Raw genomic sequence first — 26,023 nt, 5'->3', positions numbered from 1 at the left:
TATCGAGCATATTATACCATAGCAAACGCCATATACGAACTTTAATATACACAATAAATCACTAGAGAAGGCTAAATCTTTGATAAATTAACGATTTCTTTAATTTTTCGTCCCATCTCTTCTTTGAAATGCTTGATTTTCACGCCAGCTGTAGTAATTATCCTGAGCAACAATTAAGAAATCAAGGAAGGTCAATCCTAACATTCGACACCCCTTTTCTAGCCGTTTAATCATTGCCCGATCAGCCGATGAGGGTTCAACGCTTCCAGAAGGGTGATTATGAACAACTGCAATCCCACTAGCAGACTGAATTAATGCCCGTCGAAAAATCCGATCAGGATAAACATTGCATTCGCTAAGACCACCGATAAACATTTGCTTGATGTCGATAATATCATTATGAATGTCAGTTCCAACTAAATATAAACTTTCCTGACTTTCACCGCTTAATCGATCCATCATTTCAGTACTCAATAATTGACTAGAGTAAGCATGACCAAACAAACAAGCCTTACTTCGAACAACTAATTCTCCTAATTCTAACGCTGCTAAAAGAATTTCCATTTGTTCTCCCTCTTCAAGAAGTTCTTTCTTTTCGTCAATTGTTATATTTTTCACGGCAAGGGGTGTGGGAAAGCTTTTAATAAATTGGTGAAAAAGGGCATTTCCCTCCTCACTACCATCGATTAAAATTCTAGCGACAAGTTCAAGATATTGAGTTGATTCTGCTGAAAACATAAATAAAAAATCTCCTTTTTCCGTTCTATATATATAAAACGAAAAAAAGAAGATTTGCATTATTTTATTTTAAAATTTTTCTGACTTCCGAAATAAAGTAGAGTGATCCCGTGATAATCATCACATCATCAGCTCCTAATTCTTGAGATAATTCAACAAAACCACTTTGCCAATTTTCGGCAATTTGAATTGGGTATTTTGTCTTAAACTCACCAATAACACTGGTCAGGTCAGCACTTGGTCGCTTGGGACCTGGACCTGCAAAGTTAGTCACCATTAAATGAACATTTGCTAGACTGGCTAATTCCCCAATCATCAGCTCATACTGCTTATCAGCCAATATTGCAACAAGAATGTAAACATTACGATCACTAAAATCATCCCGAATCGATTTTACTAATGCCTGAATTCCGGGAAGGTTATGTGCGCCATCAAGCATCACTAGTGGCTCATCAATTACAGTTTCCATCCGTCCCGGCCACCATGTTGTTGCTAATCCCTTTTTTAAGTCTACTACATTCACCGGAATTCCTAGTTTATTCAGTACTACTTGAACTGTCGTTATTGCAATTGCAGCATTTTCTACCTGGTAATCTCCGGCTAACTTAAGCTTCCCCCGAAAATGGTGTAATTCTCCACCATCATATTCAATCTCTGCATTCATTGCATGCCGATTAAGCTTTCTTGTCGAAAACTCCTTTCCCAGTTCATAAATCTGGGCTTTCTTTTCCGCCGACTCTTTAACAATAACTTCATGTGCTGATAAGGGAAGATGACCAATAACTACAGGAACACTTTCTTTAATAATTCCAGCCTTTTGGTGGGCGATCTTTGCTAACGTATTACCGAGGTACTTCATGTGATCCCAGCCGACCGTTGTGATTACGCTTACCAATGGTGTAATCACATTCGTTGAATCATATAAACCGCCAATTCCTACTTCAAGCAATACTAAGTCCGGTTTCTTTTCAGCAAAGTAACAAAACATAATGGCTGTATCAATCTCAAATTCAGTGGGGCCTCCCGTGGGTAGCTCTTGGTCTAATTGATGAACAACTGGCTCAACCTTTTTTGCCAACCTCGTTAAATCAGTATCGCTTATTGGCTCTGCGTTAAGAGCAATCCGTTCGTTAAAACGAGTTATGAAAGGTGACGTAAAACTCCCCACATTTAATCCGGTCGCCATCAACATTGATCTCATCATCGCTACTGTTGAACCCTTACCATTAGTTCCAGTAACATGAATGTATTGCAATCCCCTTTGCGGATTTCCCAAGCGGTCTAAAAAAAGTCGCATCCGGTCTAATGTTGGAATCTTTTTAAACTTTGTCCGGCCATGAATAAAATTCAACGCATCGGTATAAGATTCAATCATCCTGTTTTCCCCCATCATCAATTTAGAAATTAATACAGATTATTAATACAACATCTTACCATAATTTAAACCACAAATGGATCGCTAACCTTAGGGATTTCTCCCTTTAGCGATCCATTTATAGTTCTATTGATAATTTAAAAGATTCTAGTGGTATAAATCAAAACGTCCCTTGGCAAATAGTTCTTTAAGCCCACCTACTTCTAAAAGCGACCGGTTGGCAATCATCTTCTTCATAAATGAACCAGGGTAACCCTTTACTTCGTGTCCCATAGCTACCCCAAAGCCACGCGTATTACCAACTGAAGCCACGGTTCCAAGTGACTTGTATGAATATGGTTCACTTAACCGCTGACCCTTCTTAATCCGGTCAGCAATGTCATCAGCAACATAATCAGCCATCGAAAGAGCCAGTTGTGCTGTAGTTGGGTATGGACGAGGAGAACCAGGTGCCATTACTGCAGCCACATCTCCGATAATGTAAAGATCATCATGATCTGGATCATTCAAGTGATCGGTAACAACAACCCGACCCCGACGTTCATTAAAACCAGATTCTGCCATTACAGGACTACCACTAACACCAGTTGTCCAAATGATAGTTCCCGCAGTCATTGATTCATCGCCATTACCACGACCATGTTGATAAATAACTGTACTTGGCTTAATCCGTGAAATTAAGCAACTTGTGTAAAGATGAACCCCAAGCTTCTTAACAAGGTTAACTCCGTAATCAGCCAGATCCTGATTAAACATTGGCAAAAGTCGTTCTGAAGCTTCAATAAGAGAAATTTGAATATCCTCAGGCTTGACACCCGCAATTTGTGCGTACCGTGGTCGTGCATCAACTAATGCACCAGCTAATTCAATTCCAGTAAAACCAGCACCACAGACAATGATCTTCAAATCATCAGGATTCTTGGTAATCTTATAATCCTTCATTTTATCAATAATATGGCTATGAATCTCTAAAGCCTCTTTAACATTAGTCATCTGAAGAGCATTTTCTTTTGCTCCTTCAATGCCGAATGTTTCAGAAGTAAAGCCAAGACCAACAACACAGTAGTCATAGTCTAATGGTTGTTCACGATGAGCTAACTCAACAGTCTTGTCGTCAGGATTAATCTTAACAACCTCATCATGAATAAAAGTAGTTACCTTAGAATTAACCAAATCACTAACTTGGTATGAAATCTTTGCAGGTGGAACATTCCCAGCGGCAACTTCATGAAGATCAGTAGCTTCATAGTGATAAGTATTCCGGTCAACTAAAACAATCCGTCCTTCACCCTTCAATTTCTTTTGAAGGAGAACAACCGTTTTTAGGCCCGCATATCCGGCACCCAGTACAACAATCTTCTTCATAAATAATTCATCCCCTATTAACTATTAGTATAGAACATCTTTTATAAATTGCTCTATTTTTACAACCCTTGATCCGCTTTTTTTAATTTTCGATAATGGGAGTTTGTTTCCCATAATTTCTGTGGTATCCCACTCATTGTTATTTTACCATCTTCAAGGAAAATAACACGATCCATCGCATCAATTCCCTGCAAATGATGTGTAATCCAAATAAGTGTTTTCCCAGCTAATTCATTCATAAAAGTATCAATCACCTGTTGCTCAGTTAATGGATCAAGCCCAACCGTCGGTTCATCCAGAATCACAATTGGAACATCCTTCAGTAGAATTCGGGCTAACGATAATCGGTGACGTTCACCACCAGAAAAGATTAATCCTGCTTCACCAATCTTTGTGTTTAACCTATCTGGTAACTGACGAATTTTTTCTTCAAGGCCAACCCGTTTTAAGACATCCCAGACATCTTCCTCCGTAGCATCTTCATTTCCTAAACGAATATTGTTCAAAACAGTGGTATTGAATAAGTAAGGTGACTGGTGAACAACACCAATATAGTCAGCAATGTGATCACCAAGCTTATCCGTAGGTACACCATTAATTGTTATTTGTCCCTTTGTTGGGTGGAGATCACCACGAATCAAACTTGCCAGGGTGCTTTTTCCGGCTCCACTTCGACCAAGAATAGCTAATTTTTCTCCCGGCTTAATGGTTAAGTTTAGGTGATCCAAAATTAACTTTGTAGATGATGAATACCTAAAGCTAACATCGTCTACTTTAATTTGATATGGTGCTTCAATTTGCGGAACTTGCTTATTTGCCTTAACTGGTTCTGGAAGTTTATTAAGGCGCACTAGTGAATCGGTATAAACATTCGTTTGTTGGGCAGCTGCCGGAAGGCCAACGAGTGCCTCATCAAGTGGAAATACACACAGGACAAAGGCAGCAATCCAATTAGCACCCCAATGACCACCAAATCGATATGACGCCCAAGCGATCAAAGAGATAATAACCAAAAGGATCATCATTTGAAGAACAAAGTCACGGAAATTATTAAAACGGTGCATTGACTTTTGGGAACTAAGGAGCTTCTTCTCATCGCTATCATGACGCCTGATATACTTACTAGAATTTCCGGAAAGTACCCAGTCGGTAATTCCCATTACATTATCAGTCAGATCAGAATATAGTCGGTTAGTTGCCTGTTTTTCCTGCTCTTGACGAGCACCATTAACCAAGATCGACCATACTGGAATTCCAAAAATAATTAAGCCAAACAAGACTAACATTAATAATCCCATCCACGGCGTTAGAACACCAAGACCAATTACAATAATCAGGTACAGTCCACATGCGACCAGCATTGGAAAAATTGTTCGTAAATATAAATTTTGAATATGGGCAACATCTTCAGAAAGGAGACCTAGAATATCACCAATCCGATACTTACTATTAAAAAATACCGCGTCCTTTTCAAGTGAGTCATAGAGCTTTTTCCGAAACATTGACGTCATCTTAAAAACCCAGTTATGACTAGTAAGACGTTCAGCATAGTGAAATACAGGACGGAAGATCCCAAATGCCCGCGTTAAAACAATTGGAACGTAAACCAGCAAAATGTTAAACGGCATCGTCGCACACCTACTAATTAGGTATCCAGCTGTAAACATTAGCCCTCCGGCACAGACAAATGTTAAAATCCCTAACGAAATTGCTAATGCTAGTGTCCAGCGATACTTTCGTAAAAAGGGGCGAACCCAGCGATCGTTACGGAGGGCTTTTAGTAATGGAATCCTATTCATCATTCTCCCTCCTTTGAACGATCAAAAACGAGATCTGTAAAGTAGCCTGGCTTGGCCATTAATTGATCGTATGTTCCTTGTTCAATAACCTGGCCATGTTTCATCACTACAATATAATCCATTTGCTTCATCCAATGAAGACGGTGAGTGGCAAATAAGACTAAGTGATTTTTCATAATCGGAATCATTCGTTCTTTTAGTTCCAACTCGGTTTCAATATCCAAATGGGCGGTTGGCTCATCTAAAATTAGGACTCGCCGAGATTGGTCCAAGAAGGCTCGCGCAAGAGCAATTCGTTGAGCCTGACCACCACTTAATTGGCGATGTCCCTTACCGATCATTGTATCCAACCCATTAGGTAATTCAGCAACTAATAAACCAAGCCCCATCATTTCAACCGCTTTTTCAATTTGTGCTTGGCTAACGTCCGGCGTATAGAAACTGATATTATTTCTCAACGTATCATCAAAGATATATGGATCCTGCGGAATATAGATAATCTGTTTTTGCCAGTCCTCAATATTTAGTGTTTTTACAGTTTGCCCTTGAATCTTGATCGTTCCGGCCGTTGGTTGAAGGAAGCCACCAAGAAGGTTAATCAAGGTAGTTTTCCCTGCACCACTCATTCCAACAATCCCGACTTTTTGAAAGCCATGAAGTCTTAAGTTTACTGGCGCCAAACGACTACCATGTTGATATTGAAATTCAACTTTATCAAGTTCCAATTGACTACTGTCCTGCCACTGTTTGATATCAACGTGGGGTTCAGGAGGCACTTCTTCATGTAAAATCTTTTCAACCGCATGAAAAGAATTTTTACCATTCAAGGTAGCATGGTAATCATTAGCAAAATTACGAATTGGCATAAAATATTCTGGAGCTAAGATCAAGATTCCAAGAGCTGGAAATAATAATAGCCGACCATCAATCAACCTTAAGCCAAGGAAAACAGCAAGAACCGCAATCGATAAGGTCGTGAAAAAGTCAAGTGCAAAGGTAGATAACATTGCTACACGGATAACGCTCATCGTTGACTTCCGAAAACGTTCACTTGAGCGAAAAATGCTCTTAGAATAGCGTTTACTCAAACCAAAATATTTCAAAGTATCAATTCCCCGCAATGAATCAATAAAATGGTTTGAAAGGACTTGAAAACTTGCGTATTGACGATCTGCCTTCGCCTTGGCTGCATAACCAAGAATAATCATAAATAGAATGATTAACGGATAAACAAGGATCATCACAACTCCCGATATCCAGTCTAACCAAAAGCAAACCACTAGGAGCATTACCGGAATAATCATCATACTGACAAATTTACTAAAAAGCAGATTAATATAATTTTCCACTTCAGATATCCCATCTAAAGTTAGAGTGACAATATTACCGGTTCCTTGTTGTTGAACTAATCGAGGGCCAAGCTTAAATAACTTGGCTAATAACTGTTGTCGTAGTTCTTGTGCGGTTTTCCGGGCATAATTATCAAGTAATACCGTATCAAGCCAATTAATAACGTGTCGACCAATAAAACAACCAACAAACCCTAGCAGCCAGCCCCACTCACTTACTAAGGGGTAACCAGCCCAAAGGTTTGTTAAAAGTGATGCTAAAGAAATTGCTTGACCAATGATAAGAAAAGCTTGCAGGACGTAAAACCCTACAAGCTTTACCATGATCTGCTTGCTCCCCTTCAGCGTGAAGAGTAGTCGATCAATCATAATACTTACTTAGCCTCCGTAATTACTGGCATTGCAATCCGCTTCCGGAAAATCCAGTATGCCCAAATTGTGTAAGCAAGGACAAATGGCAATAAGCAGCATGTAGCAATTGTCATTACTGTCAATGTGTACTGGGTGGATGATGCGTTTTGAATCAACAAGTCATAACGTGGACTAATTGAACTAATCAGTACCCGTGGAAATAACCCAATAAATAGAAGAACTACTAGGGCAACTAATGTTAATCCACTAGCTATAAAGGCCGTTAATTCTTTACCCTTAATTGCAGCTACTTGAGCAATAATTGTCAAAACAACCATTACAACTAACATTACAATTGTGGCAACTGGATGAACTTTCATAAAGTCTGTCATAAAGATCAGCATTAATGCAAAGACAACCAAGCCAACATAGAGTACCCAGTAGAGGAATTGAGCAACATTATTTGCTCGTTGCCGAATATCCCCAGCCGTCTTCAAAGCAATATAATTAAGGCCATGAAGGTACGTTAGGAGAGTAAGAGCAACCCCACCAACAACTGAGAACCAGTTAATGTAGTCAAAGAAAGTGGCATGGAAATTACCGTTAGCATCAATTGGCATCCCCTGAATCATACTAATAAACATGATTCCAAGGAAGAACGGTGCCATGAAGCTTCCAATTCCCAGTGCCCAGTCCCAAATTCGTTTCTGGGGCATTGGGGATCTCTTCCGAAATTCGAAGGAAACTCCACGAATAATTAAGCCAACTAAAACTAACATCAGGATAATGTAGTAACCACTAAACAGGCTGGCATACCAGAATGGGAATGAGGCAAACATTGCCCCACCAGCAGTGATTAACCAAACTTCATTACCATCCCAAACCGGGCCAATTGTCCGAACCATTTGGTCACGTTCTGCTTCGTCACTGGTTAATGTAACAGTTGCCATACCAACACCGTAATCAAATCCATCAAGGAAGAAGAAGCCGGCAAAGAGAACACCAATCAAAACAAACCATAATAATTGGAGAAAACTCATTTAGAACGCCTCCTTATCAAATGGATCGAGAACCTTCTTGAATTTCGGTTCAATTACTTGAGTTGGATCCTTCTTTAATTCACGAACGATTAAACCAATTAAGGTGATCGCTAATGCTGTAAACAGTACAAAGTAGACGATGTTAGAGGTTAACAACGAAGCTACCGAAACATTTGGCGAAACACTTTGCTGGATAGTGAAGAGTCCGTAAACGGTCCACGGAACACGACCGAATTCTGTAACAAACCAACCAGCGGTGTTCCCAATGAATGGTAAGAAGGTTGTCAGTGCTAGTACCCATAGTGTCCACTTATGCTTGTAAAGGTAACCGGACTTCTTGCGACTCATAATTAAGCCAACGAATGAAACCAAAATAATCCAGGCAGAAATTGCACACATGATCCGGAAACTATAGAACAGCGTATTTACCGGTGGATAATAATCGATATCCTTACCGTATTTCTTCTTGTACTGTGCATTTAGTTCATTCATCCCGGTAACGGCTCCGGTAGTCTTGTGATAAGACAAAATACTTAACATATCTGGAATATCGATATTGTCCTGAACTTTATGTTCCTTCGTATTCGCTATTCCCACAATCGTCCATGGGGCATGATTACCAGTAGTTGTGTAAACATCTTCAGTTGCAGCAAACTTCATTGGCTGTTCCTTAACAAGGTATTGCATTTGCATATCACCAAGGACAAGACCAAAGATAGCAAAAATCAATGACATCCATAAGCTTAGACGCATTGTTTTCTTGTAAATTGTCTGTGCTTCATTTGAAATTGACCGTTTCTTTAATAATTGGAAAGCAGTCAATCCGGCAAAGATAACGCCACCCATCATGATCGCGTTCAAAATAACGTGACCATATTCAAACCATAACTGGGGGTTCTTTAACAATGCACCAAAATTAACCATCACTGCACGGCCACCACGGATTGCATAACCAACCGGGTGTTGCATAAATGAGTTCGCGGTTAAAATCCATAGGGCAGAAGTAAGTGAACCAAAACTAGTCATCCAAATAAAGAAAGCATGAAGTCCCGGTTTTACCTTATCCCAGGTAAATACCCAGAGACCAATGAAAGTAGATTCAATAAAGAATGATAGCAAAGCTTCCAAAGCTAATGGGGCACCAAAAATGTCTCCCATAAACCGTGAATAATCAGACCAGTTCATCCCAAATTGGAATTCTTGAATAATACCTGTAACAACACCGACGGCAAAACTCAAGAGAAAAATATTTCCCCAAAATTTCGTCATCTTTTTATATGACTCATTCTTAGTATGAACATACATTGATTCCATAATTGCAACGATAAACGCTGTCCCAATAGTGAAAGGAACAAAGAAAAAGTGGTATACCGTTGTCATTGCGAATTGAAATCGAGCAAGACTAAGAATACTCATAATAAAGGCCTCCCTCCGAAAAAAAGTAGTATACGTGAAACCGTTACCGCGTTTCATTCATCTTTAATAATAATACTGTTGATAAACAATTACAATTTTTATTAATAATTATTTCAATCTTTTTTCGAATCTAAATGCTTGTTATATTTGAATTTTCCGTCTTATCAAATGATATATAATTCATAAAAAGCATAAATAAAAAACGTGTATAAATGAATTTCTCATCATACACGTTTTTCTTTTTCGTTTATTAAAGAAGATCTAAATATTAAGCATCCTGAAGCGAAGCCAAGCGATCCTTAGCAGCATCAAGCTTTTGTTGCCAATCCTTAGCCTTAGTCCGTTCCTCTTCAACAACCTTTTCTGGAGCATTCTTAACAAAGTTTTCGTTTCCTAACTTCTTTGTAGAACGTTGAACTTCCTTTTCAAGGTTGGCAATTTCTTTCTTCATCCGTGCTCGTTCTTCATCTAAATCAACTAATTCTGCCATTGGAATATCAACTTCAGCCCCAGTTAAAATTCCAGACAAGGCAAGCTTAGGTGTTTCAACATCAGTACCAATAATCAGCTTTTCTGGATGACAGAAGCGATCAATGTAATCCTTGTTTTCCTTGAAGATTTCTGCCAAGTGTTCGTTTTCGACCTTGATAATCAAATCCACTGGTTTTGACATTGGTGCATTTGCTTGGTTCCGAATATTCCGAACAGCAGTAATTAATTCGATCAAGTGGTTCATCTGTTCAGTGGCAGCATTGTCATCAAATTCATCATGGGCAACTGGGTATTTGGCAACCATAATTGACTTCCCATCATGAGGCATTGATTGCCAAAGCTTTTCGGTAACAAATGGCATAATTGGGTGCATTAACTTCAAGATCTGGTCAAGAACATAACCCAAGATATTCTTAGTGTTAGCTTTTTCCTCTTCAGAACCATTGTTTAGCTTTTCCTTGGTCATTTCAATGTACCAGTCACAGAAATCATTCCAAATGAAGTTGTACAAAGCACGACCAGCTTCACCAAATTCAAACTTTTCAAATTGGGCGTTAACTTGTTTAACAGTAGCGTTTAAGCGACTTAGGATCCACCGATCAGCAAGGTCCCACTTGCTCTTATCAGGAAGAACTGGTGCCGGCATATCACCAAGGTTCATAATAACGTAACGACTGGCATTCCAGATCTTGTTGATGAAGTTCCAGGCAGCATCCATCTTCGTGTAACTGAAGCGAATATCTTGTCCTGGAGTAGAACCGGTAATCAAGAACCACCGCAATGCGTCAACACCGTACTTCTTGATTACGTCCATTGGATCAATCCCGTTACCAAGAGACTTACTCATCTTCCGTCCTTGTTCGTCACGAATCAACCCGTGAAGGAGGACATTCTTAAATGGTGCTTTCCCAGTAAATTCAAGTGACTGGAAGATCATCCGGGAAACCCAGAAGAAGATAATGTCATAACCAGTTACTAAAGTATTAGTTGGGAAGTAACGCTTAAAGTCGGCAGAGTCTGTATCTGGCCAGCCCATTGTTGAAAATGGCCAAAGAGCACTAGAGAACCAAGTATCAAGGACATCCTTGTCTTGTTCCCAATTTTCTGCATCCTTAGGTGCTTCCATGCCAACATAAACTTCACCAGTCTTCTTGTTATACCAGGCTGGAATCCGGTGTCCCCACCATAATTGACGGGAAATAACCCAATCATGAATATTTTCCATCCATTGAGTAAAGGTATGTTCAAACCGGCCAGGAATAAAGTTAACCCGATCATCAGTTTCCTGATTCTTCAATGCAGCTTCTGCTAATGGCTTCATCTTGACAAACCATTGAGTTGAAAGCCGTGCTTCAACTTGAACACCAGTCCGTTCAGAGTGACCAACTGAGTGAATAATTGGGGCAACTTTAAGCATGTAACCCTGATCTTCGAGGTCCTTTACCATTGCCTTTCGTGCTTCAAACCGGTCCATTCCTTCGTACTTCCCGGCATTTTCATTCATCGAGGCGTCTTCGTTCATTGTATTTAATTCAGGAAGATTATGACGCTTACCAACCTTAAAGTCGTTTGGATCATGGGCTGGTGTAATCTTTACCATCCCAGTACCAAAGTCAGGAGTAACGTAATCATCCGCAATGATTTCGATTTCCCGATCGACTAACGGTACTCGAACATGCTTACCAACTAGATCCTTGTAACGTTCATCATGTGGGTTAACAGCAACTGCTTCATCCCCAAACATGGTTTCTGGACGGGTTGTTGCAATCTCAATGTAGTCTTTCCCATTAAACTTTGTCCCATCAGTAAATGGATACTTAACATGGTAAAAGGCACCTTTGTCGTCCTTATGGATAACTTCGATATCTGATAATGCTGTCCGTGCTTGTGGATCCCAGTTAATAATGTAAGTTCCCCGGTAAATTAAGCCCTTATTGTAAAGATCAACAAAGACTTTCCGAACTGCTTCGTTTAACCCCTTGTCAAGGGTAAATCGTTCGCGATCATAATCAACAGAAATCCCCATTTTGGCCCATTGCTTATGAATGATATCAGCATATTCATCTTTCCAGTCCCAAACTTGTTGGACAAACTTTTCCCGACCTAAGTCGTAACGAGAAATTCCTTGTTTCCGCAACCGAGCTTCAACCTTTGCTTGGGTAGCAATGCCGGCATGATCCATTCCCGGAAGCCAGAGTACATCATAACCCTGCATCCGCTTTTGCCGGATAATCATATCTTGTAATGTCGTATCCCAAGCATGTCCGAGGTGAAGCTTCCCTGTAACATTCGGCGGTGGAATAACAATTGAATATGGGTGTGTCTTTTTATCTCCGCTAGGCTTAAACAAGCCTTGATCAATCCACCATTGATAACGACCAGCTTCAACAGCTGTTGGGTCATACTTAGTGGACATTTCCTTATCAGTACTCATTGAGAGTCCTCCTCTAAGTAATTAATTATCAAGTATTTTACGCTGAAAAAAAGAACCCGTCCTAAAAGATAGGACGAGTTCCGCGGTACCACCTATTTTAGGTTACACTACCATCGAGTATAACCTCACTCATTCATTTTATAACGGTAAAATGAACCGTTCTAGCTTACTACTAGTTCAGCTAGAGTGCTACCAAACTACTTTTGCTAACTGTCTTCTAGGAATATCCCATCAATTATTCCCTCTCTGTTAAGAAAACAACTAGCTACTCTTTTGATCAACGCATTTACTATTTATTTGTAATGATAGCCAATTTAAAAACCATCGTCAAGCAGAAGTTTAAAGAAGTTCTGCAAAAACATCCTCATTTTGGTTTAAGAAGTCTTCACCAGAATGAATTTCCGTAATTTCAATTCCATCAAGGGCCCGTTTGAGGAGACCATCAATGTCCAACCGTTCTTCATATTTCCGCGCCTTTTCAAGATTTGGTTTAGTCTTTGGCGAAGGTGGTGTAAAGACAGTACAGCAATCTTCATACGGTAAAATCGAAAGATCATACGTATCAATCTTTTTTGCCACATCAATAATCTCTGTCTTATCGTAGGAAAGAACCGGTCGTAATACCGGAAGATTAGTAACATCATTAATTACTAACATACTTTCCATTGTTTGAGAGGCTACCTGCCCTAAAGATTCACCGTTAAAGATCGCAAGGCCATGACGCTTCATTGTAATTGCTGCCGCTAACCGTAACATCATCCGTCGTTGGACTGTCATCAAGTAACCTTCAGGAATCTTTTCCTTAACGATTTCTTGAATTTCAGCAAACGGAACTTGGATAAAACGGATACTACCACTATAACGAGCGAGTTTACTCGTTAGTTGCTTTGCCTTAGCTAGGGCCTGAGGACTAGTGTATGGAGGACTAAAGAAGTGGACCATTTCCATGGAAACGCCACGCTTCATTCCTAAGTATGCTGCGACTGGTGAATCAATTCCACCAGAGAGCATCATCATTCCCTTACCAGCAGTTCCAACTGGGAGGCCACCAGCACCATCAATCGTTTCGCTTGAAAGGAAAATCCCGTTTAAACGAATTTCTACCCGAAGAGTTAAATCAGGATTATGGACATCCACCTTCAACAAGTCCGGGAACTTTTTTAAGAGGTAACCACCAAGCTGATCATTCATTTCAAACGTATCAATTGGAAACTTATGGTCTGAACGTCGGGTATTAATCTTAAACGTGATCGGCTTCTTAACTTGTTCACGAATCATTTGTTCAGCAGCCTTAGCGGTCGCCTCAAACGTCTTTTCGACCCTAATGGATGGTGAAAAGTTTTGAATTCCAAAAACGTCTTGTAACCGGTCCATCACTTGGTTGTAGTCAGCCCCATTTAATTCAACGTGAAGCCGGTCACGTTGAGCATGCACTTTAACTTGATCAAAGTGGTGAAGGGCTTTTCGCACATTCGCACCAAGACGGTCAATAAAGTTTTTCTTGTTATGGCCCTTGGTCGATAACTCACCATAACGAACCATAATTTCAGTGTAATCCACTAATTTTCCCTCCTTATTCAATAATTTTCTTAAAGCCTGCATAAAGTTTATCAAAGGTTTCGTTAAACTTATCTGCTTCTTCAAGCGTATTTTGATCACCTAAGCTGATCCGAACTGCACTAGTTGCTTCCTTTTCAGGAACTTTCATTGCAGCAAGAGTTCCTGCTTCAGCATGCTTCTTTGATGAGCAAGCACTAGTAGTAGAAATATAAATTCCCTGATCCTCAAATGCATGAACAATTGTCTCACCACGAACACCTACAATTGCAAAGCAAAGTACATGGGAAGCAAAGCCTTGATCGCGTCCGGAAAAGATCTTCACGTGATCGAATTGCTTAATGTGATCATAAATTCGTTCCTTAATCGCTTGTTCCCGCTTAACAGCAGCATCTTCGCCTTCTTTGACCAAACGAATTGCCCGTGCCATTGCGACATCACCAGGAGTATTTTCCGTTCCACTTCTAAGGCTACGTTCTTGTCCCCCACCAGCAACTAATGGTGCAATTTTCCGGCCAGCCTTAACATAGACAAATCCAGTTCCCCGTGGTGCATGGAATTTATGTCCAGAAAAGGTTGCAAAGTCAACACGATCACTGAAAACAATATCATCGAGTCCCTTACCAATTGCTTGAACTGCATCAACATGGAAGTGAATATTAGGATAATCCTTCAAGATTTCACCAACTTCTTTAATTGGTTGAATTGTCCCAATTTCATTATTAACTGCCATAATTGAAACCAAAATTGTGTCAGGACGAATTGCCGCCTTTAAGTCAGCCGGATTAATCCGTCCTTCCTTATCAACCGGAAGATAGGTCACATCAAAGCCAAGCTCTTTTAACTGTTCAGCCGGGTTCCGCACGGCTGCATGCTCAACGGAAGTAGTAATGATATGCTTACCGAATCGTTGTTTAGCCATCGCAGTTCCCTTGACTACCCAATTGTCTCCTTCAGAGCCACCACTGGTAAAAATAATTTCACCAGGTTTAACGTGGAATAAGTCAGCAATTTGTTGCCGTGCTTGTTCCAATAAATTCCAAGCTTCTTCTCCAAAATTATGAAGACTGCTTGGATTACCCCAAATTTTTTGGCTAACCGTGTTATAGGTTTGGAGAACTTCAGTTGCTACCTGAGTTGTCGCACTATTATCAAAATAGATCATGCTTATTTTCCTTTCATCAAACAAAGCTTGATTATAAATTTTATCAATGCGCTAAAATTGGATAGATATTTGGTTGCGACGCCATTAAACCGATTTTTAATTATAACAGATAATAATTAAAAACGCAGATCTTTTGTCTATTGGGGGACAAAAGATCTGCGTTTCATGCTACTAATTATTGTTTTTCGTGATAGTAGCTATCCTCAATTCGCTTATAGCTACCTGGTTCGGCTTCTTCTAATGCCGTAGCAATTGTCTCTAAACTAGCGGTGTAATTAAATTTATTAAATTCTTCTTGTGACTTTGCCGCCGCAGTGACAATCTTTTGGTTATCACTAAAGCGGTTTGCATATTGTTGAAGCCGCTCAGTTAATTCAACACTATCATGAATATCACTGGTCTTTTCACCAAGGGTTTCCAGATCAGATTCAACGATAATTAATTGCTTAGTTACTTCATCCATATTAACCTTGTATTTTTGTAACTCATCAGCTAAGCGTTTGATTTCATCACTTACACCAAAGAAGTAGTTCAGGTAATCTTTTGGCAAGCCAGGTAAGTTTAGTCGTTCAACTTGTCGCCTGGTGGTTCTTAATCTGGTTGAATATTTTTGCAACATTTGCTCGGCCTGTTGTTGATCTCCCTGCAACTTAGCAACTTCATCATTAATTTTTGCCTGCTGCTTTTCAATTTCAGTTAATGACTGATCATTCTTACTTTGCCGAGCAAGTACCTGACTATAAATTGCAGTATGGTTCTCGATAGCTTCTCGATCATCTTCATATTCTTTCTTAATATTAATAATTTGTTCATTCAATGATCGGGCCGTTTCAATTTCATGATTATTTAATGTGTAGTTAATACTAAGACGATCCAATTCAGCGGTTAATTCATTATTTTGTCTTGCCGCGTGCGTGATGAATTCACCTAAAACACCCATCAAATGTTTAACTTGTGGTTGTGCATCAATTTCACTTTGCATCGTCGCATATAAATCATCAATTCGATCAGCAATATCCTTATTTGAGTTTTCAACTCCATCCAGCTCAAGTCGATTGATTTGTTCCAGATTTTCCTGACATAATTGACGAAGCTGATTAATCTTTCCCGGAATATTATCAGTAGTAAAACGGTAATTTTGGCTTGCCAATTGTTTATAACCACTTGCTAACTCATCCAACTGAGTCGGGAATTCAGCGATTAGTGGCTTATAAAGTTTTGGAACTTGGTCAATCAGTTCAGCTAAATGTTGGTTTTCTTTCTTTAAATCAGTTAAAACCTGTTGAGCGGCATCATAGTCACCAGATCGGCTAAGCTTAGTGAACTGATCATACCGTTGTTCGAGATCATCAAGCTGATTATTCAATACCTTAATGCTGTCGCCATACTCAAAACTCTTTTCATCAAGGAAATGGTGAAAATGACGATAACGTTGTTTAATCTGATCAATTGCTTGCTTATGTGCCCGATGAAGTTCTTCTAGATGGTGAAGTGCCGATTTAACATGCAAGCACTGGTCACTTAAATTCTGAATTGCCGTACTTAAATCATTCAATTTACCAGAAAGAGTAAAGAACTTGCTTGTATGAATCAATGACTTAGCCGCCTTCAACTGATCCGCAAGTTTCTTTTCTTGTGGAACAATTTTCTCTTTAAACTCTTTTTTTAGTTTCTTCAATTGTTCCTGTGAATCACCAGTAACACTAAGTTGATCAACCTTTTCGAACTGTTGATCAATCTTCATATCACTTATTTTTTTAAGCTGTATGTTCACTTGCTCATATTGCCGAATAACCCGCTTTTGGTAGTAATATAAGCCAGCTAGGATAATTGCAAGAACAATTAAAATCCCAATTATTATTTGAAAAACCAATTTATCCACCTACATCTTTAAGCCATCATTGACAAAGTTTCCATAAAGGCTCTAAAATTCTATGAAAATTATACCATAATGAGTCACCATTACTGGGATCAATTTAATACTTATTTAGAAGAAAGAAGGATTGAACATGACAGAGCTTTCACTATTGAACGAACAAATTTCAGCACTTTTAACTGATGAACACTCAGCGATTGCAAACCTAGCAAACGCCAGTGCACTAATTAACGAAAGTGTACCTGACTTAAACTGGACAGGCTTTTATCTTTACAATTCCCAAAGTAACCAACTTGATCTTGGACCATTTCAAGGAAAAGTTGCATGCATGCACATTGAACTTGGTAAGGGAGTTTGTGGAGTTGCAGCATCAACTAAGAAAACGCAAATTGTCGATGACGTCTCTAAATTTGCTTCATACATTGCTTGTGATAGCGCAGCTAAATCAGAACTTGTCGTCCCGATGCTAAAAGAAGATGGTTCACTTTACGGTGTTCTTGACCTTGATGCACCAATTCTTAGTCGTTTTAATCAATCATTTGCTGATCAAATGAACGAATTTGCTAAGCGTCTTATGTCCACTATTGACTAAGTAGGGTAAGCTGTTGTATATTAGTTTTTGTGTAAAATAATGCAGCAGTGAGGGGCAAGCTCGTCAACAGACTGGTGCCCAAAAGGTGTTTTTAGTAACCCAGCTGCAAGGGTGAAAGATTCAAATCAGCCTGCACGAATGCCAATCTCACATCGGATTATTTTACTCCAACAAAAATATTGGAGGATTTTATTTATGTCACGTTATACAGGTCCTAGTTGGCGTCTTTCACGCCGTTTAGGTGTTTCACTTTCAGGTACTGGTAAGGAATTAGCTCGTCGGGCTTACGCTCCTGGTGATCACGGTCGTGACCGTCATGGTAAGCTTTCCGAATACGGTACTCAACTTCGTGAAAAGCAAAAGCTTCGTTTCATGTACGGAATGACTGAACGTCAATTCTCAAATCTTTTCGTACGTGCCGGTAAGATCAAGGAAGGTACTCACGGTGCTAACTTCATGGCCTTACTTGAACGTCGTCTTGACAACATGGTTTACCGTCTTGGTTTGGCTACTACTCGTCGTCAAGCTCGTCAATTGGTTAACCACGGTCACATCACAGTTGATGGTAAGCGCGTTGACATTCCTTCATACGAAGTTGACGTTGATCAAGTTATCGCTGTTCGTGATAAGTCAAAGAACCTTGATGTTATTAAGAACGCTGTTGAAGCAGTTGTTTCTCGTCCATCATACGTTGATTTCGACGCTGATAAGCTTGAAGGTAAGTTAAACCGTATCCCTGCTCGTGAAGACATGGATGCTGATATCGACGAATCACTTATCGTTGAATTCTACAACAAGTAATATTTAACTATTACTTGTTACAAAAAAGGAACCGGAATTTCCGGTTCCTTTTTTTGTTTAAACCAATTATCAATTGATAGTAGAAAAGTAATATTTTGTGTCGTTTTATTTGCTAAATGATTAAAAATATTATACATTAATAACAGTAAATGATAATTATTATTTATGTTTAACCAATTAATAGGCTATTAGTCTAACTCATTTATCTATGAGTCCCTTATATCCACCTTTAAATATACCTACCCTATTTGCTAATGACAATAGTGATAACAGAAGGGACTCCTTAGGTTAAAGCTTCAGATATGTGTATCTTTTACTAAACTATGTTGTAACAAGATACTAAATGTTTAAGACCATTTTCGCCAGATGAATAATTGAATACTAGTCACTTAGAAGTGCTACTCTCCTACTTTCTCACTTCTAAAAATTCAATAAATCATTTGTTGGTTTAACTTATAAAATATGATGTTCAGGAATTGATTAATGTAAACTTAGTCGATCATAAGGCTAATAAAATTTAAAAGTTAAGTTTTGTCACTAGTGAAAATTTTAAGCTTAATATTTTACCCAACCACTTTCCTTCCCACAGAATATTGTATTACGCAAACACTTTTAATTAATTAAAAGCTTAGGCTCTAGAAACCACTAAGAAGTTTCTAGAGCCTTTTTATTTACGCCTTAACTAATTCAAAATAAAATGTATCTTCTGTAGAAAGATCAGTCCTGAACCTATATCCACCAGTAGAAAATTTCTTCAGATCAGTTACTTTTTCAGCACCAATCTCCGTTAAAAACCGGACCATATTTCCACGAGCCATCTTTGCTAAAGTCGCTTTTTGCTTGATCTTGCCATCAACCATTTCACCAAAAACACAGGTAATCATCTTATCGTTACTCTTTAAAAAAGGACGAATTGCTTTGCTATATTCATTTGAAGCCAAATTAACCACTAAATGATTATCTTTAAAAAGAGCTTGGTATAATCGGTCACCCCAAAATTCATATAGGCTTTTAGTATGGTTAACGGTTGCCTTATCCCCCATCCCAAGACGATATAAAGTAATCCCATCAAACGGTCTTAAAATTCCATAAAATCCTGATAAAATCCGCAAATGTTCTTGAAGGTATTTTAACTGCTGCTCAGTCATCACTCCTGCACCAATATATTGGTACTGCAGCCCCTGAAAAGCTAGAATTGCTGGAGTTAAATTTGTGGTAAGATTCATCCCTTTAATTCGTTGGTAATTTACTTGCGCTAAACGTTCACTACAATTCCACCATAATTGGTGCAATTGATCATAATTACGTGTTCTTAACCAACTTAATATTTCTTTACTTTGCTCCAAGTACTTGGGAAGGCCAGAATATGGCAAAGAATCTAGATCGCTTTTCATTATTCTTGCTGGTGAAATAATAATTTTCATTGTCTTTCCCTCCTCCTAATCAAAATAACTGAAATTTTTTTAATTTGCAATTTTTGTGTTTAAAATCACTTATATGTCAACCGGTTAATATATAATATCATAAAAATATTTATATAGTTTTAATATATCGCTATTACGCTATTGACAACCCTTACAGACGGTTGTAAATTTACTTTTCGTAAAGATCGTGAACAGCTTCACGACTGTAAGTTAACTCATTAAGGGAGGATAATAATGAACGACGATGTTCCAACACAAGGAAAAGTCCAAGAACGAACAATTTCTTTGGCTGCAAGTTGGGCTTTCTTTGCTTTTTCAATTGTAATTAATTCAATGGGAAATGTTTTAACTCTAGTAACCAGTTCCCATATTCACCCTCAGTTTCTAGGTTCAGCATACTGGACCGCTGCTGAAAACAACTTAGGGATTGCTGTTTTAGGTAATAAACCAACAACCCTTTTCTGGGCATTTATGGTTCTCGGGATGCTTACATCCGTTTTAAATGCTATTTTGATGCACAAGTGGGATTGGCGGCGAATTGGTGGTAACTTTATTTTTATGCTGCCATTTTCACTATTTATCCAATGGTTCTCAAATATTTTCAACCGGATTATGCCCGATGCCACTACTCTTCCAATGATTATCCTCTACGTATTTATTAACTTCTTAGGGGTTGCCTTCATTGGAACAGCTATTTCTATTTACCAACGGGCTAACCTTGTTCTTCATCCAGCAGACGATCTTTTCCAAATTATTCGTTTCCGTTACTGCAAGGGGAATGCAACAATAGCAATGTGGTTATCATACATTCCACCTACAATCATGGCAATCATTGCAGCCTTCATGCAAGGCGGAATCTATAACTTTGGTCTTGGTACCTTATTTGCCCTTGCTTTTCAAGGAGCAATTACTGGTTGGGCTGACAAGAAGATCTTCCCTAAGTTAAAGCACCAAGCATTGGATATTGGTAATTAATATTTCGCTCCCTAGCAGGTTCACTGCTAAGGGGCTTTATATATCTCCAATTAATTATTATTGGTATAATAGTAAAAACATTAATGGGAGGTTAGTGCTATGGCAGAAGATAAATCCGCAATGGAACAACGAATCGATAACGCAATCTATGGAACCCCGAAAATCAAACCAGATGAGCAACGAAAATACCTCGGTACCTTTCGCGAACGAGTCTGTTTAACAATCAGTATTACTGAACTTGAAGAACGTGATTGGTCCTTTGCGGTTGCTAAGGAACTAGAACGCGGAATCGGCAATCAAGTTTTTTTAAACGGTAACCTTCCCCATTCAGAACTCCGAAATTACATTAAGGTTGCTACTGAGGCCAATGCTAACTTTACCTTAAAAACTGAACCAGAATTTCGAACTACTCATGATTCATTAGCAGTTGTCGTAGCAGCCAAAACTGCTGTTTACCAGTCACCAGTTGATGTTCAAAAACGGTACCCTGATATTACCAAGCAGTCTCCCCAAATTCACACACCGAAGAAAAAGCATTTTTGGGAAAAATTATTTGATAGGAAGGAAGAATAACTTTGCAGCCTCTAGCATATCGAATGCGGCCACGAAACCTTAATGAAGTTGTCGGCCAACAACACCTTGTGGGCCCTGGTAAAATCATTTCCCGGATGGTAAAGGCCAAGATGCTCTCTTCTCTTATCCTTTATGGGCCGCCAGGGACCGGAAAAACTAGTATTGCGAGTGCAATTGCTGGTTCAACTAAGTATGCTTTTCGTAAACTTAACGCAGCCACAGATACCAAAAAGGATCTGCAGATTGTTGCCGAAGAAGCAAAAATGAGTGGTACCGTAATCCTTTTGCTTGATGAAATCCATCGTTTGGATAAAAGCAAACAGGATTTCTTACTTCCTCACTTAGAAAGTGGCCGAATTATTTTAATCGGCGCAACGACCGAAAATCCCTATATTAGTATTAATCCTGCCATCCGGAGTCGTACCCAAATTTTTCCGGTTCATCCTTTAAGTATTGATGAGATGAAAATCGCCGTTAAACGAGCCCTCACTGATTCAGAACGTGGCTTGGGTAAAATGCCCATTAAATTAGATTCAGATGCTGAAGAGCACCTCTTAACTGCAACAAATGGTGATCTCCGAAGTGCCTTAAACGGTCTAGAACTAGCGGCAAAATCAACTGACCCAAATGAAGACGGAATCATTCACCTTACCCTTTCTGTAATTGAAGAAAGTGTCCAGAAGAAAATAATTAACAGTGATCGGGATGGTGATGCTCACTACGACGTTATCTCTGCTTTTCAAAAGTCAATTCGAGGATCAGATACCGACGCAGCCTTACATTACCTTGCGCGATTAATTGAAGCAGGTGACTTAATTAGTATTTGCCGACGCCTAATCGTGATTGCTTATGAGGATATTGGCTTGGCAAATATGCCCGCTGTTCAACGCGCTGTGACAGCTGTCCAGGCAGCCCAACAAATCGGTCTCCCTGAGGCACGAATTCCTTTAGCTGATGTTGTGATTGAGTTATGCCTCTCACCAAAATCAAATTCCGGGATCAGTGCAATCGACAGTGCGCTTGAGCAAGTAAAGGCAGGTGGGGTTGGCGAAGTCCCTAACCACCTGAAAGATGCCCATTATAAGGGTGCACATAAACTGGGGCACGGAAATAATTATCTTTTTCCCCACGACTATCCGCAAGACTGGGTTGCCCAGCAATACCTTCCAGACCGTATTAAAAATGCCCATTACTTCCATCCAAAGAAAAATGGTCGCTTTGAGCAAGCACTTGGCAATCAATACTGGCAACTTAAAAATGCCCAGAAAAAGGGGCTCTACCAACAACATCAAAATCACTGATCGATTGATCATTACACCAGATCATGCTAACATAATTAATGAAAATTCTGTGGTGTACGCGTTGTCTAAACGCAGGTTTGCCTTACAGTCTTATAAGATTGGGACTAGTGTTTTGCTAGTTGGCCAGTATGCCTTTTCACTTGGTAACTGAATAGCTAGCAACCATGTCCCACCTGTCTTAAACACAGGTCAACACTGAATGACAATTAACGGCACTAACGGAGTTTTCGTACATAATAAGTTAAAGGGCCGGGAAACTTTGATGTTTTACCGGCCTTTTTCTTTCTAAATATTACAAATTATGAGGTTTAAATCATGTTACTAGCTATCCTTATGACCATTTTTGGTTTAATTGCCGCTTATGAAGGTTGCTTTTTCCTAACCCATCTTCACAAGCCCTTTCTGATTTTTCATCCCGAACGGCAATCGGCACTTTCAAAAGCACTCCTAGTATGGGGAATTATCCTTTTAATAATTGGTATTCTCGCAATCATTGCGGCGTGGACAGATTCGATTCTCTTTATTGTTACCATGGTGGTAATTGGTTGTGTCTGTGAAACGTTAATGGCCTACTCACTAATGGGTTATTTTCAAGTTGGACAACGAAAAAACTAGACGCCTGAGGCTTTACTGTCATTTTTATTTCAGTGTATAATAGAAGTAAATAATTAAGGAGGCACCACAATATGGCTCAACAATACAAACATATTTTGGTTCCAGTAGATGGTTCTGAAGAAGCTGAATTAGCTTTCAAGAAGGCTGTTGCTGTTGCTAAGCGGAACGGTGAAGAAACAGAATTGCGCTTACTACACGTCGTAGATACTCGAGCATTCCAAAACATTTCCAGTTTTGATAGCTCAATGGTTGAACAAGTTACTGAAACCGCAAAGAAGACTCTTGATAAGTACATCGATTACGCCAAGGAAAAGGGCGTTAAGAATGTCAACTACTCAATTGAATATGGTGCACCAAAGACAATTATTGCCCGTGATGTACCTAAGGAAATGAATGCTGATCTGATTATGATTGGTGCCACTGGTTTAAACGCCGTTGAACGAATCCTAATCGGTTCTGTTACCGAATTTGTTACCCGAACAGCTATCTGTGATGTTTTAGTTGTACGGACCAACTTAGATAACAAGCCAATTGAAATTGACAAAAAGAAGAAATAAGTTAACCACTTTAACGGTTTTTGGTCCTATAATCAAATTAGTTATAGGGCTTTTTATTTTAGATAAGGAAAAGATTGGAGTAGCAGCCATTGGAAGTGAAATACGAAACAGTTAAACAAACTCTCCGTAACAAATTATTGACGGTAAATATCAAATTAACGCTAAACTACCAACCGAAAGCGAATTAATGAAACGCTTCAATGTTTCTCGTTATACGATTCGCCGTGCCGTTGGTGACCTTGAAAATGAACACTATATTTATCGGATTCAAGGTGGCGGAATGTTTGTCCAAAATTGGAAAAAAGACTGGACTGACATCGAAAAGAATAAAGTTATCGGTGTAATCAGTACCCACATGGCTGATTATATCTTCCCTTCAATCATTTCCGGAATTGATAGTGTCGTTGCGGATAAGGGCTATTCATTAATTGTTGGAAACACCCTCAATAATTACGAACGGGAACGACAAACGATTTTAAACATGTTAGATCTAAAAATTGCTGGATTAATCATTGAGCCGACAGAAAGCGCCATGCCTAACCCAAACCTTGATCTTTACCAACAGGTTGAAAACTACCGAATTCCAACGATCTTATTCCACTCTACTTACCCAGGATTTAACTTCCCTGCACTTCTTACTCGTGATAAAGAAGCAGAAGAGGATTTAATTCGCTGCCTTTTCGAATTGGGGCATACCAACATCCTCGGTGTTTTTCAAATTAATGATCAGCAGGGAGTTGACCGGATGTCTGGAATGATCAAGGCTTATCAGGATGAGGAAATTCCTACCACTAAAGCTAATACAATTATGTATCAATCCAGTGATCCAATCGAAGGGATCGTCGATAAGGTAGATCTCATGCTTAAGGGAAATCCAAATATTACCGCAATTGCCTGCTATAATGATCAACTTGCCACACTGTTAATTAGCCATTTACAAAAAAATGGTATTCGTGTTCCCGAAGATATTTCAGTTGTCGGCTTTGATAACTATGGTATGGCTGCAATCATCTCACCAAGCTTAACAACCGCCGTCCACCCCAAAAGAAAGTTAGGAGAAGATACCGATAAGATGATCCTGAAGATGATTGATGGTCAAACAGTCGAAAAAGTTAAGTATTATTCACCTGAAATTATTAAACGTCAATCGACTACTACTGCACCACTGCAATCAAAGGAGTAATAACTAATAATGAAACAACCAGTTAATCTTTTAACGCTCGCTGATGGTCAAACGATGCCTCAAGAGGGTTTTGGAATGTATAAAATTACCGATCAAAGCACCATCACTTCTTCAATTAAGTATGCCTATGATGCTGGATATCGCCTCTTCGATACTGCATAACTATACAAAAATGAAGCAGAAATTGGTAATGCCTTAACAGAATTAGCCCTCCCCCGTGAAGAACTATTCATCACTACAAAGGTTTCTGAGCCGAACCAAGGCTATAAACAAACCATTGCTTCCGTTAAGGATTCACTTAAAAAACTCCAACTTGACTATGTTAACCTGCTATTAATCCACTGGCCAATTGAACGAGCTTTCTTTGACACATGGGCTGCACTAGAAGAACTAAAGAAGGAAGGACTTACCCGTTCAATCGGTGTCAGTAATTACCAGATGATCCACCTTCAATACTTAGCAACTTAGGCTCACGAAATGCCAGTAGTTAACCAAATTGAACGGCATCCCCGTTTAAACCAACTTCCATTAATTAAATACGATCGTGAGCACCAAATTGTCACCCAAGCCTGGAGTCCCCTTGGAAGAGGAACAATCCTTAATACCCCCCTTTTAGAAAAGCTTGCTAAAAAGCACCAAAAGTCACCAGCCCAAATCGTTTTACGTTGGCAACTGCAAAGTGGGGTTGCTTTCATTCCAAAGTCGACTCACGAAGCACGGATTAAACAAAATATCGACATCTATGACTTCCAACTTAGCGAGCAAGAAATGAATGCAATTAATGACTTACATGATTTCACCCGGGTTGGTAAAGAACCTGCCTTAGTTTACGAATATAATTTAAAATATTAGGATGCCATCCAATAAAAAGTTTGTAACGTAACTATTATTACTTAGATGAAATAGTGCAGTAATCGAGTAGGAGATAATTGATTAGTTCAATTACCGACCTCTCACACCACCGTACGTACGGTTCCGTATACGGCGGTTCGACAATTTAATCACTTTTGAATTGACTGGAGCGTCTTGGACATATTTATTAGTC

Annotated in this window: 19 protein-coding genes, 1 other RNA gene, 2 pseudogenes and 1 other annotated feature; of the genes and pseudogenes, 10 read left to right on the top strand and 12 right to left on the bottom strand. The window is 39.2% G+C overall.

What is annotated here, in order from left to right; genetic code table 11:
• Nucleotides 1–99: 99 nt before the first annotated feature.
• From NFR46_RS06905 to ezrA, 11 genes are all read right to left on the bottom strand, one after another.
• Entirely contained in the window at nt 100–738 is a 639-nt protein-coding gene (locus NFR46_RS06905) for a JAB domain-containing protein (RefSeq protein ID WP_251575897.1), read from the bottom strand.
• Between the two features lie 64 nt (nt 739–802).
• A complete protein-coding gene (locus NFR46_RS06900) occupies nt 803–2,113 on the bottom strand; it encodes a bifunctional folylpolyglutamate synthase/dihydrofolate synthase (RefSeq protein ID WP_251575895.1) in 1,311 nt (436 codons plus the stop codon).
• Nucleotides 2,114–2,260: 147 nt separating this feature from the next.
• Nucleotides 2,261–3,478, bottom strand: coding sequence for an NAD(P)/FAD-dependent oxidoreductase (locus tag NFR46_RS06895; protein WP_251575893.1), 1,218 nt, complete (start codon nt 3,476–3,478; stop codon nt 2,261–2,263).
• A 59-nt stretch (nt 3,479–3,537) separates the two neighbouring features.
• Nucleotides 3,538–5,277: a thiol reductant ABC exporter subunit CydC gene (gene cydC, locus NFR46_RS06890; RefSeq protein WP_251576004.1), complete on the bottom strand. Its 1,740-nt coding sequence runs from the start codon at nt 5,275–5,277 to the stop codon at nt 3,538–3,540.
• On the bottom strand, nt 5,277–6,995 hold the full coding sequence (gene cydD / locus NFR46_RS06885; protein ID WP_251575891.1) for a thiol reductant ABC exporter subunit CydD: 1,719 nt from the start codon (nt 6,993–6,995) through the stop codon (nt 5,277–5,279). Before cydD ends, cydC begins: the two co-directional genes overlap by 1 nt.
• 5 nt (nt 6,996–7,000) lie before the next feature.
• A complete protein-coding gene (gene cydB, locus NFR46_RS06880) occupies nt 7,001–8,017 on the bottom strand; it encodes a cytochrome d ubiquinol oxidase subunit II (RefSeq protein WP_251575889.1) in 1,017 nt (338 codons plus the stop codon).
• The gene (locus NFR46_RS06875) at nt 8,018–9,433 is read right to left on the bottom strand and encodes a cytochrome ubiquinol oxidase subunit I (protein ID WP_251575887.1); all 1,416 of its coding nucleotides are present in this window, start codon (nt 9,431–9,433) and stop codon (nt 8,018–8,020) included. It lies immediately after the preceding gene.
• 268 nt (nt 9,434–9,701) lie between these two features.
• Nucleotides 9,702–12,359 carry a valine--tRNA ligase gene (locus NFR46_RS06870; RefSeq protein WP_251575885.1) on the bottom strand — a complete coding sequence of 886 codons (2,658 nt, stop codon included), beginning with the start codon at nt 12,357–12,359 and terminating at the stop codon, nt 9,702–9,704.
• A 66-nt stretch (nt 12,360–12,425) separates the two neighbouring features.
• Nucleotides 12,426–12,649, bottom strand: a binding site (T-box leader).
• A 49-nt stretch (nt 12,650–12,698) separates the two neighbouring features.
• On the bottom strand, nt 12,699–13,919 hold the full coding sequence (thiI, locus tag NFR46_RS06865; protein WP_251575883.1) for a tRNA uracil 4-sulfurtransferase ThiI: 1,221 nt from the start codon (nt 13,917–13,919) through the stop codon (nt 12,699–12,701).
• A gap of 13 nt (nt 13,920–13,932) precedes the next feature.
• Complete coding sequence (locus tag NFR46_RS06860) at nt 13,933–15,081, bottom strand: cysteine desulfurase family protein (RefSeq protein ID WP_251575881.1); 1,149 nt, start codon at nt 15,079–15,081, stop codon at nt 13,933–13,935.
• A 175-nt stretch (nt 15,082–15,256) separates the two neighbouring features.
• Nucleotides 15,257–16,954 (bottom strand): septation ring formation regulator EzrA, encoded by a 1,698-nt coding sequence (ezrA, locus tag NFR46_RS06855; protein WP_338146925.1) that lies wholly within the window; start codon nt 16,952–16,954, stop codon nt 15,257–15,259.
• A gap of 136 nt (nt 16,955–17,090) precedes the next feature.
• On the opposite strand from ezrA, the gene NFR46_RS06850 reads away from it, so the two are divergent.
• Both NFR46_RS06850 and rpsD read left to right on the top strand, forming a co-directional pair.
• Nucleotides 17,091–17,549, top strand: coding sequence for a GAF domain-containing protein (locus tag NFR46_RS06850; RefSeq protein ID WP_251575876.1), 459 nt, complete (start codon nt 17,091–17,093; stop codon nt 17,547–17,549).
• A 195-nt stretch (nt 17,550–17,744) separates the two neighbouring features.
• A complete protein-coding gene (gene rpsD, locus NFR46_RS06845; protein WP_191684257.1) occupies nt 17,745–18,350 on the top strand; it encodes a 30S ribosomal protein S4 in 606 nt (201 codons plus the stop codon).
• Between the two features lie 671 nt (nt 18,351–19,021).
• Here rpsD and yaaA read toward each other — a convergent pair.
• Entirely contained in the window at nt 19,022–19,774 is a 753-nt protein-coding gene (yaaA, locus tag NFR46_RS06840) for a peroxide stress protein YaaA (protein ID WP_251575874.1), read from the bottom strand.
• 234 nt (nt 19,775–20,008) lie between these two features.
• On the opposite strand from yaaA, the gene NFR46_RS06835 reads away from it, so the two are divergent.
• The 8 genes and pseudogenes from NFR46_RS06835 (at nt 20,009) to NFR46_RS06800 (ending at nt 25,830) form a co-directional block, all read left to right on the top strand.
• Nucleotides 20,009–20,749, top strand: coding sequence for a DUF6198 family protein (locus tag NFR46_RS06835; RefSeq protein ID WP_225209545.1), 741 nt, complete (start codon nt 20,009–20,011; stop codon nt 20,747–20,749).
• Between the two features lie 99 nt (nt 20,750–20,848).
• Nucleotides 20,849–21,322, top strand: coding sequence for a YueI family protein (locus tag NFR46_RS06830; protein ID WP_251575873.1), 474 nt, complete (start codon nt 20,849–20,851; stop codon nt 21,320–21,322).
• A 23-nt stretch (nt 21,323–21,345) separates the two neighbouring features.
• Complete coding sequence (locus NFR46_RS06825; RefSeq protein WP_251576002.1) at nt 21,346–22,623, top strand: replication-associated recombination protein A; 1,278 nt, start codon at nt 21,346–21,348, stop codon at nt 22,621–22,623.
• Nucleotides 22,624–22,664: 41 nt separating this feature from the next.
• Nucleotides 22,665–22,852: non-coding RNA, 6S RNA (gene ssrS, locus NFR46_RS06820), on the top strand.
• 86 nt (nt 22,853–22,938) lie between these two features.
• Nucleotides 22,939–23,238 (top strand): hypothetical protein, encoded by a 300-nt coding sequence (locus tag NFR46_RS06815; protein ID WP_251575871.1) that lies wholly within the window; start codon nt 22,939–22,941, stop codon nt 23,236–23,238.
• Between the two features lie 71 nt (nt 23,239–23,309).
• The gene (locus tag NFR46_RS06810; RefSeq protein WP_251575869.1) at nt 23,310–23,795 is read left to right on the top strand and encodes a universal stress protein; all 486 of its coding nucleotides are present in this window, start codon (nt 23,310–23,312) and stop codon (nt 23,793–23,795) included.
• Nucleotides 23,796–23,884: 89 nt separating this feature from the next.
• A pseudogene (locus NFR46_RS06805) lies at nt 23,885–24,978 on the top strand (substrate-binding domain-containing protein).
• Nucleotides 24,979–24,987: 9 nt separating this feature from the next.
• A pseudogene (locus NFR46_RS06800) lies at nt 24,988–25,830 on the top strand (aldo/keto reductase).
• Nucleotides 25,831–26,023: the final 193 nt, after the last annotated feature.

It is taken from the genome of Limosilactobacillus agrestimuris (assembly GCF_943193105.1).
Lineage (GTDB): Bacteria > Bacillota > Bacilli > Lactobacillales > Lactobacillaceae > Limosilactobacillus > Limosilactobacillus agrestimuris.
The sequence above is the reverse complement of the archived record's forward strand: the minus strand, read 5'-3'. Positions and strand labels throughout refer to the sequence as shown.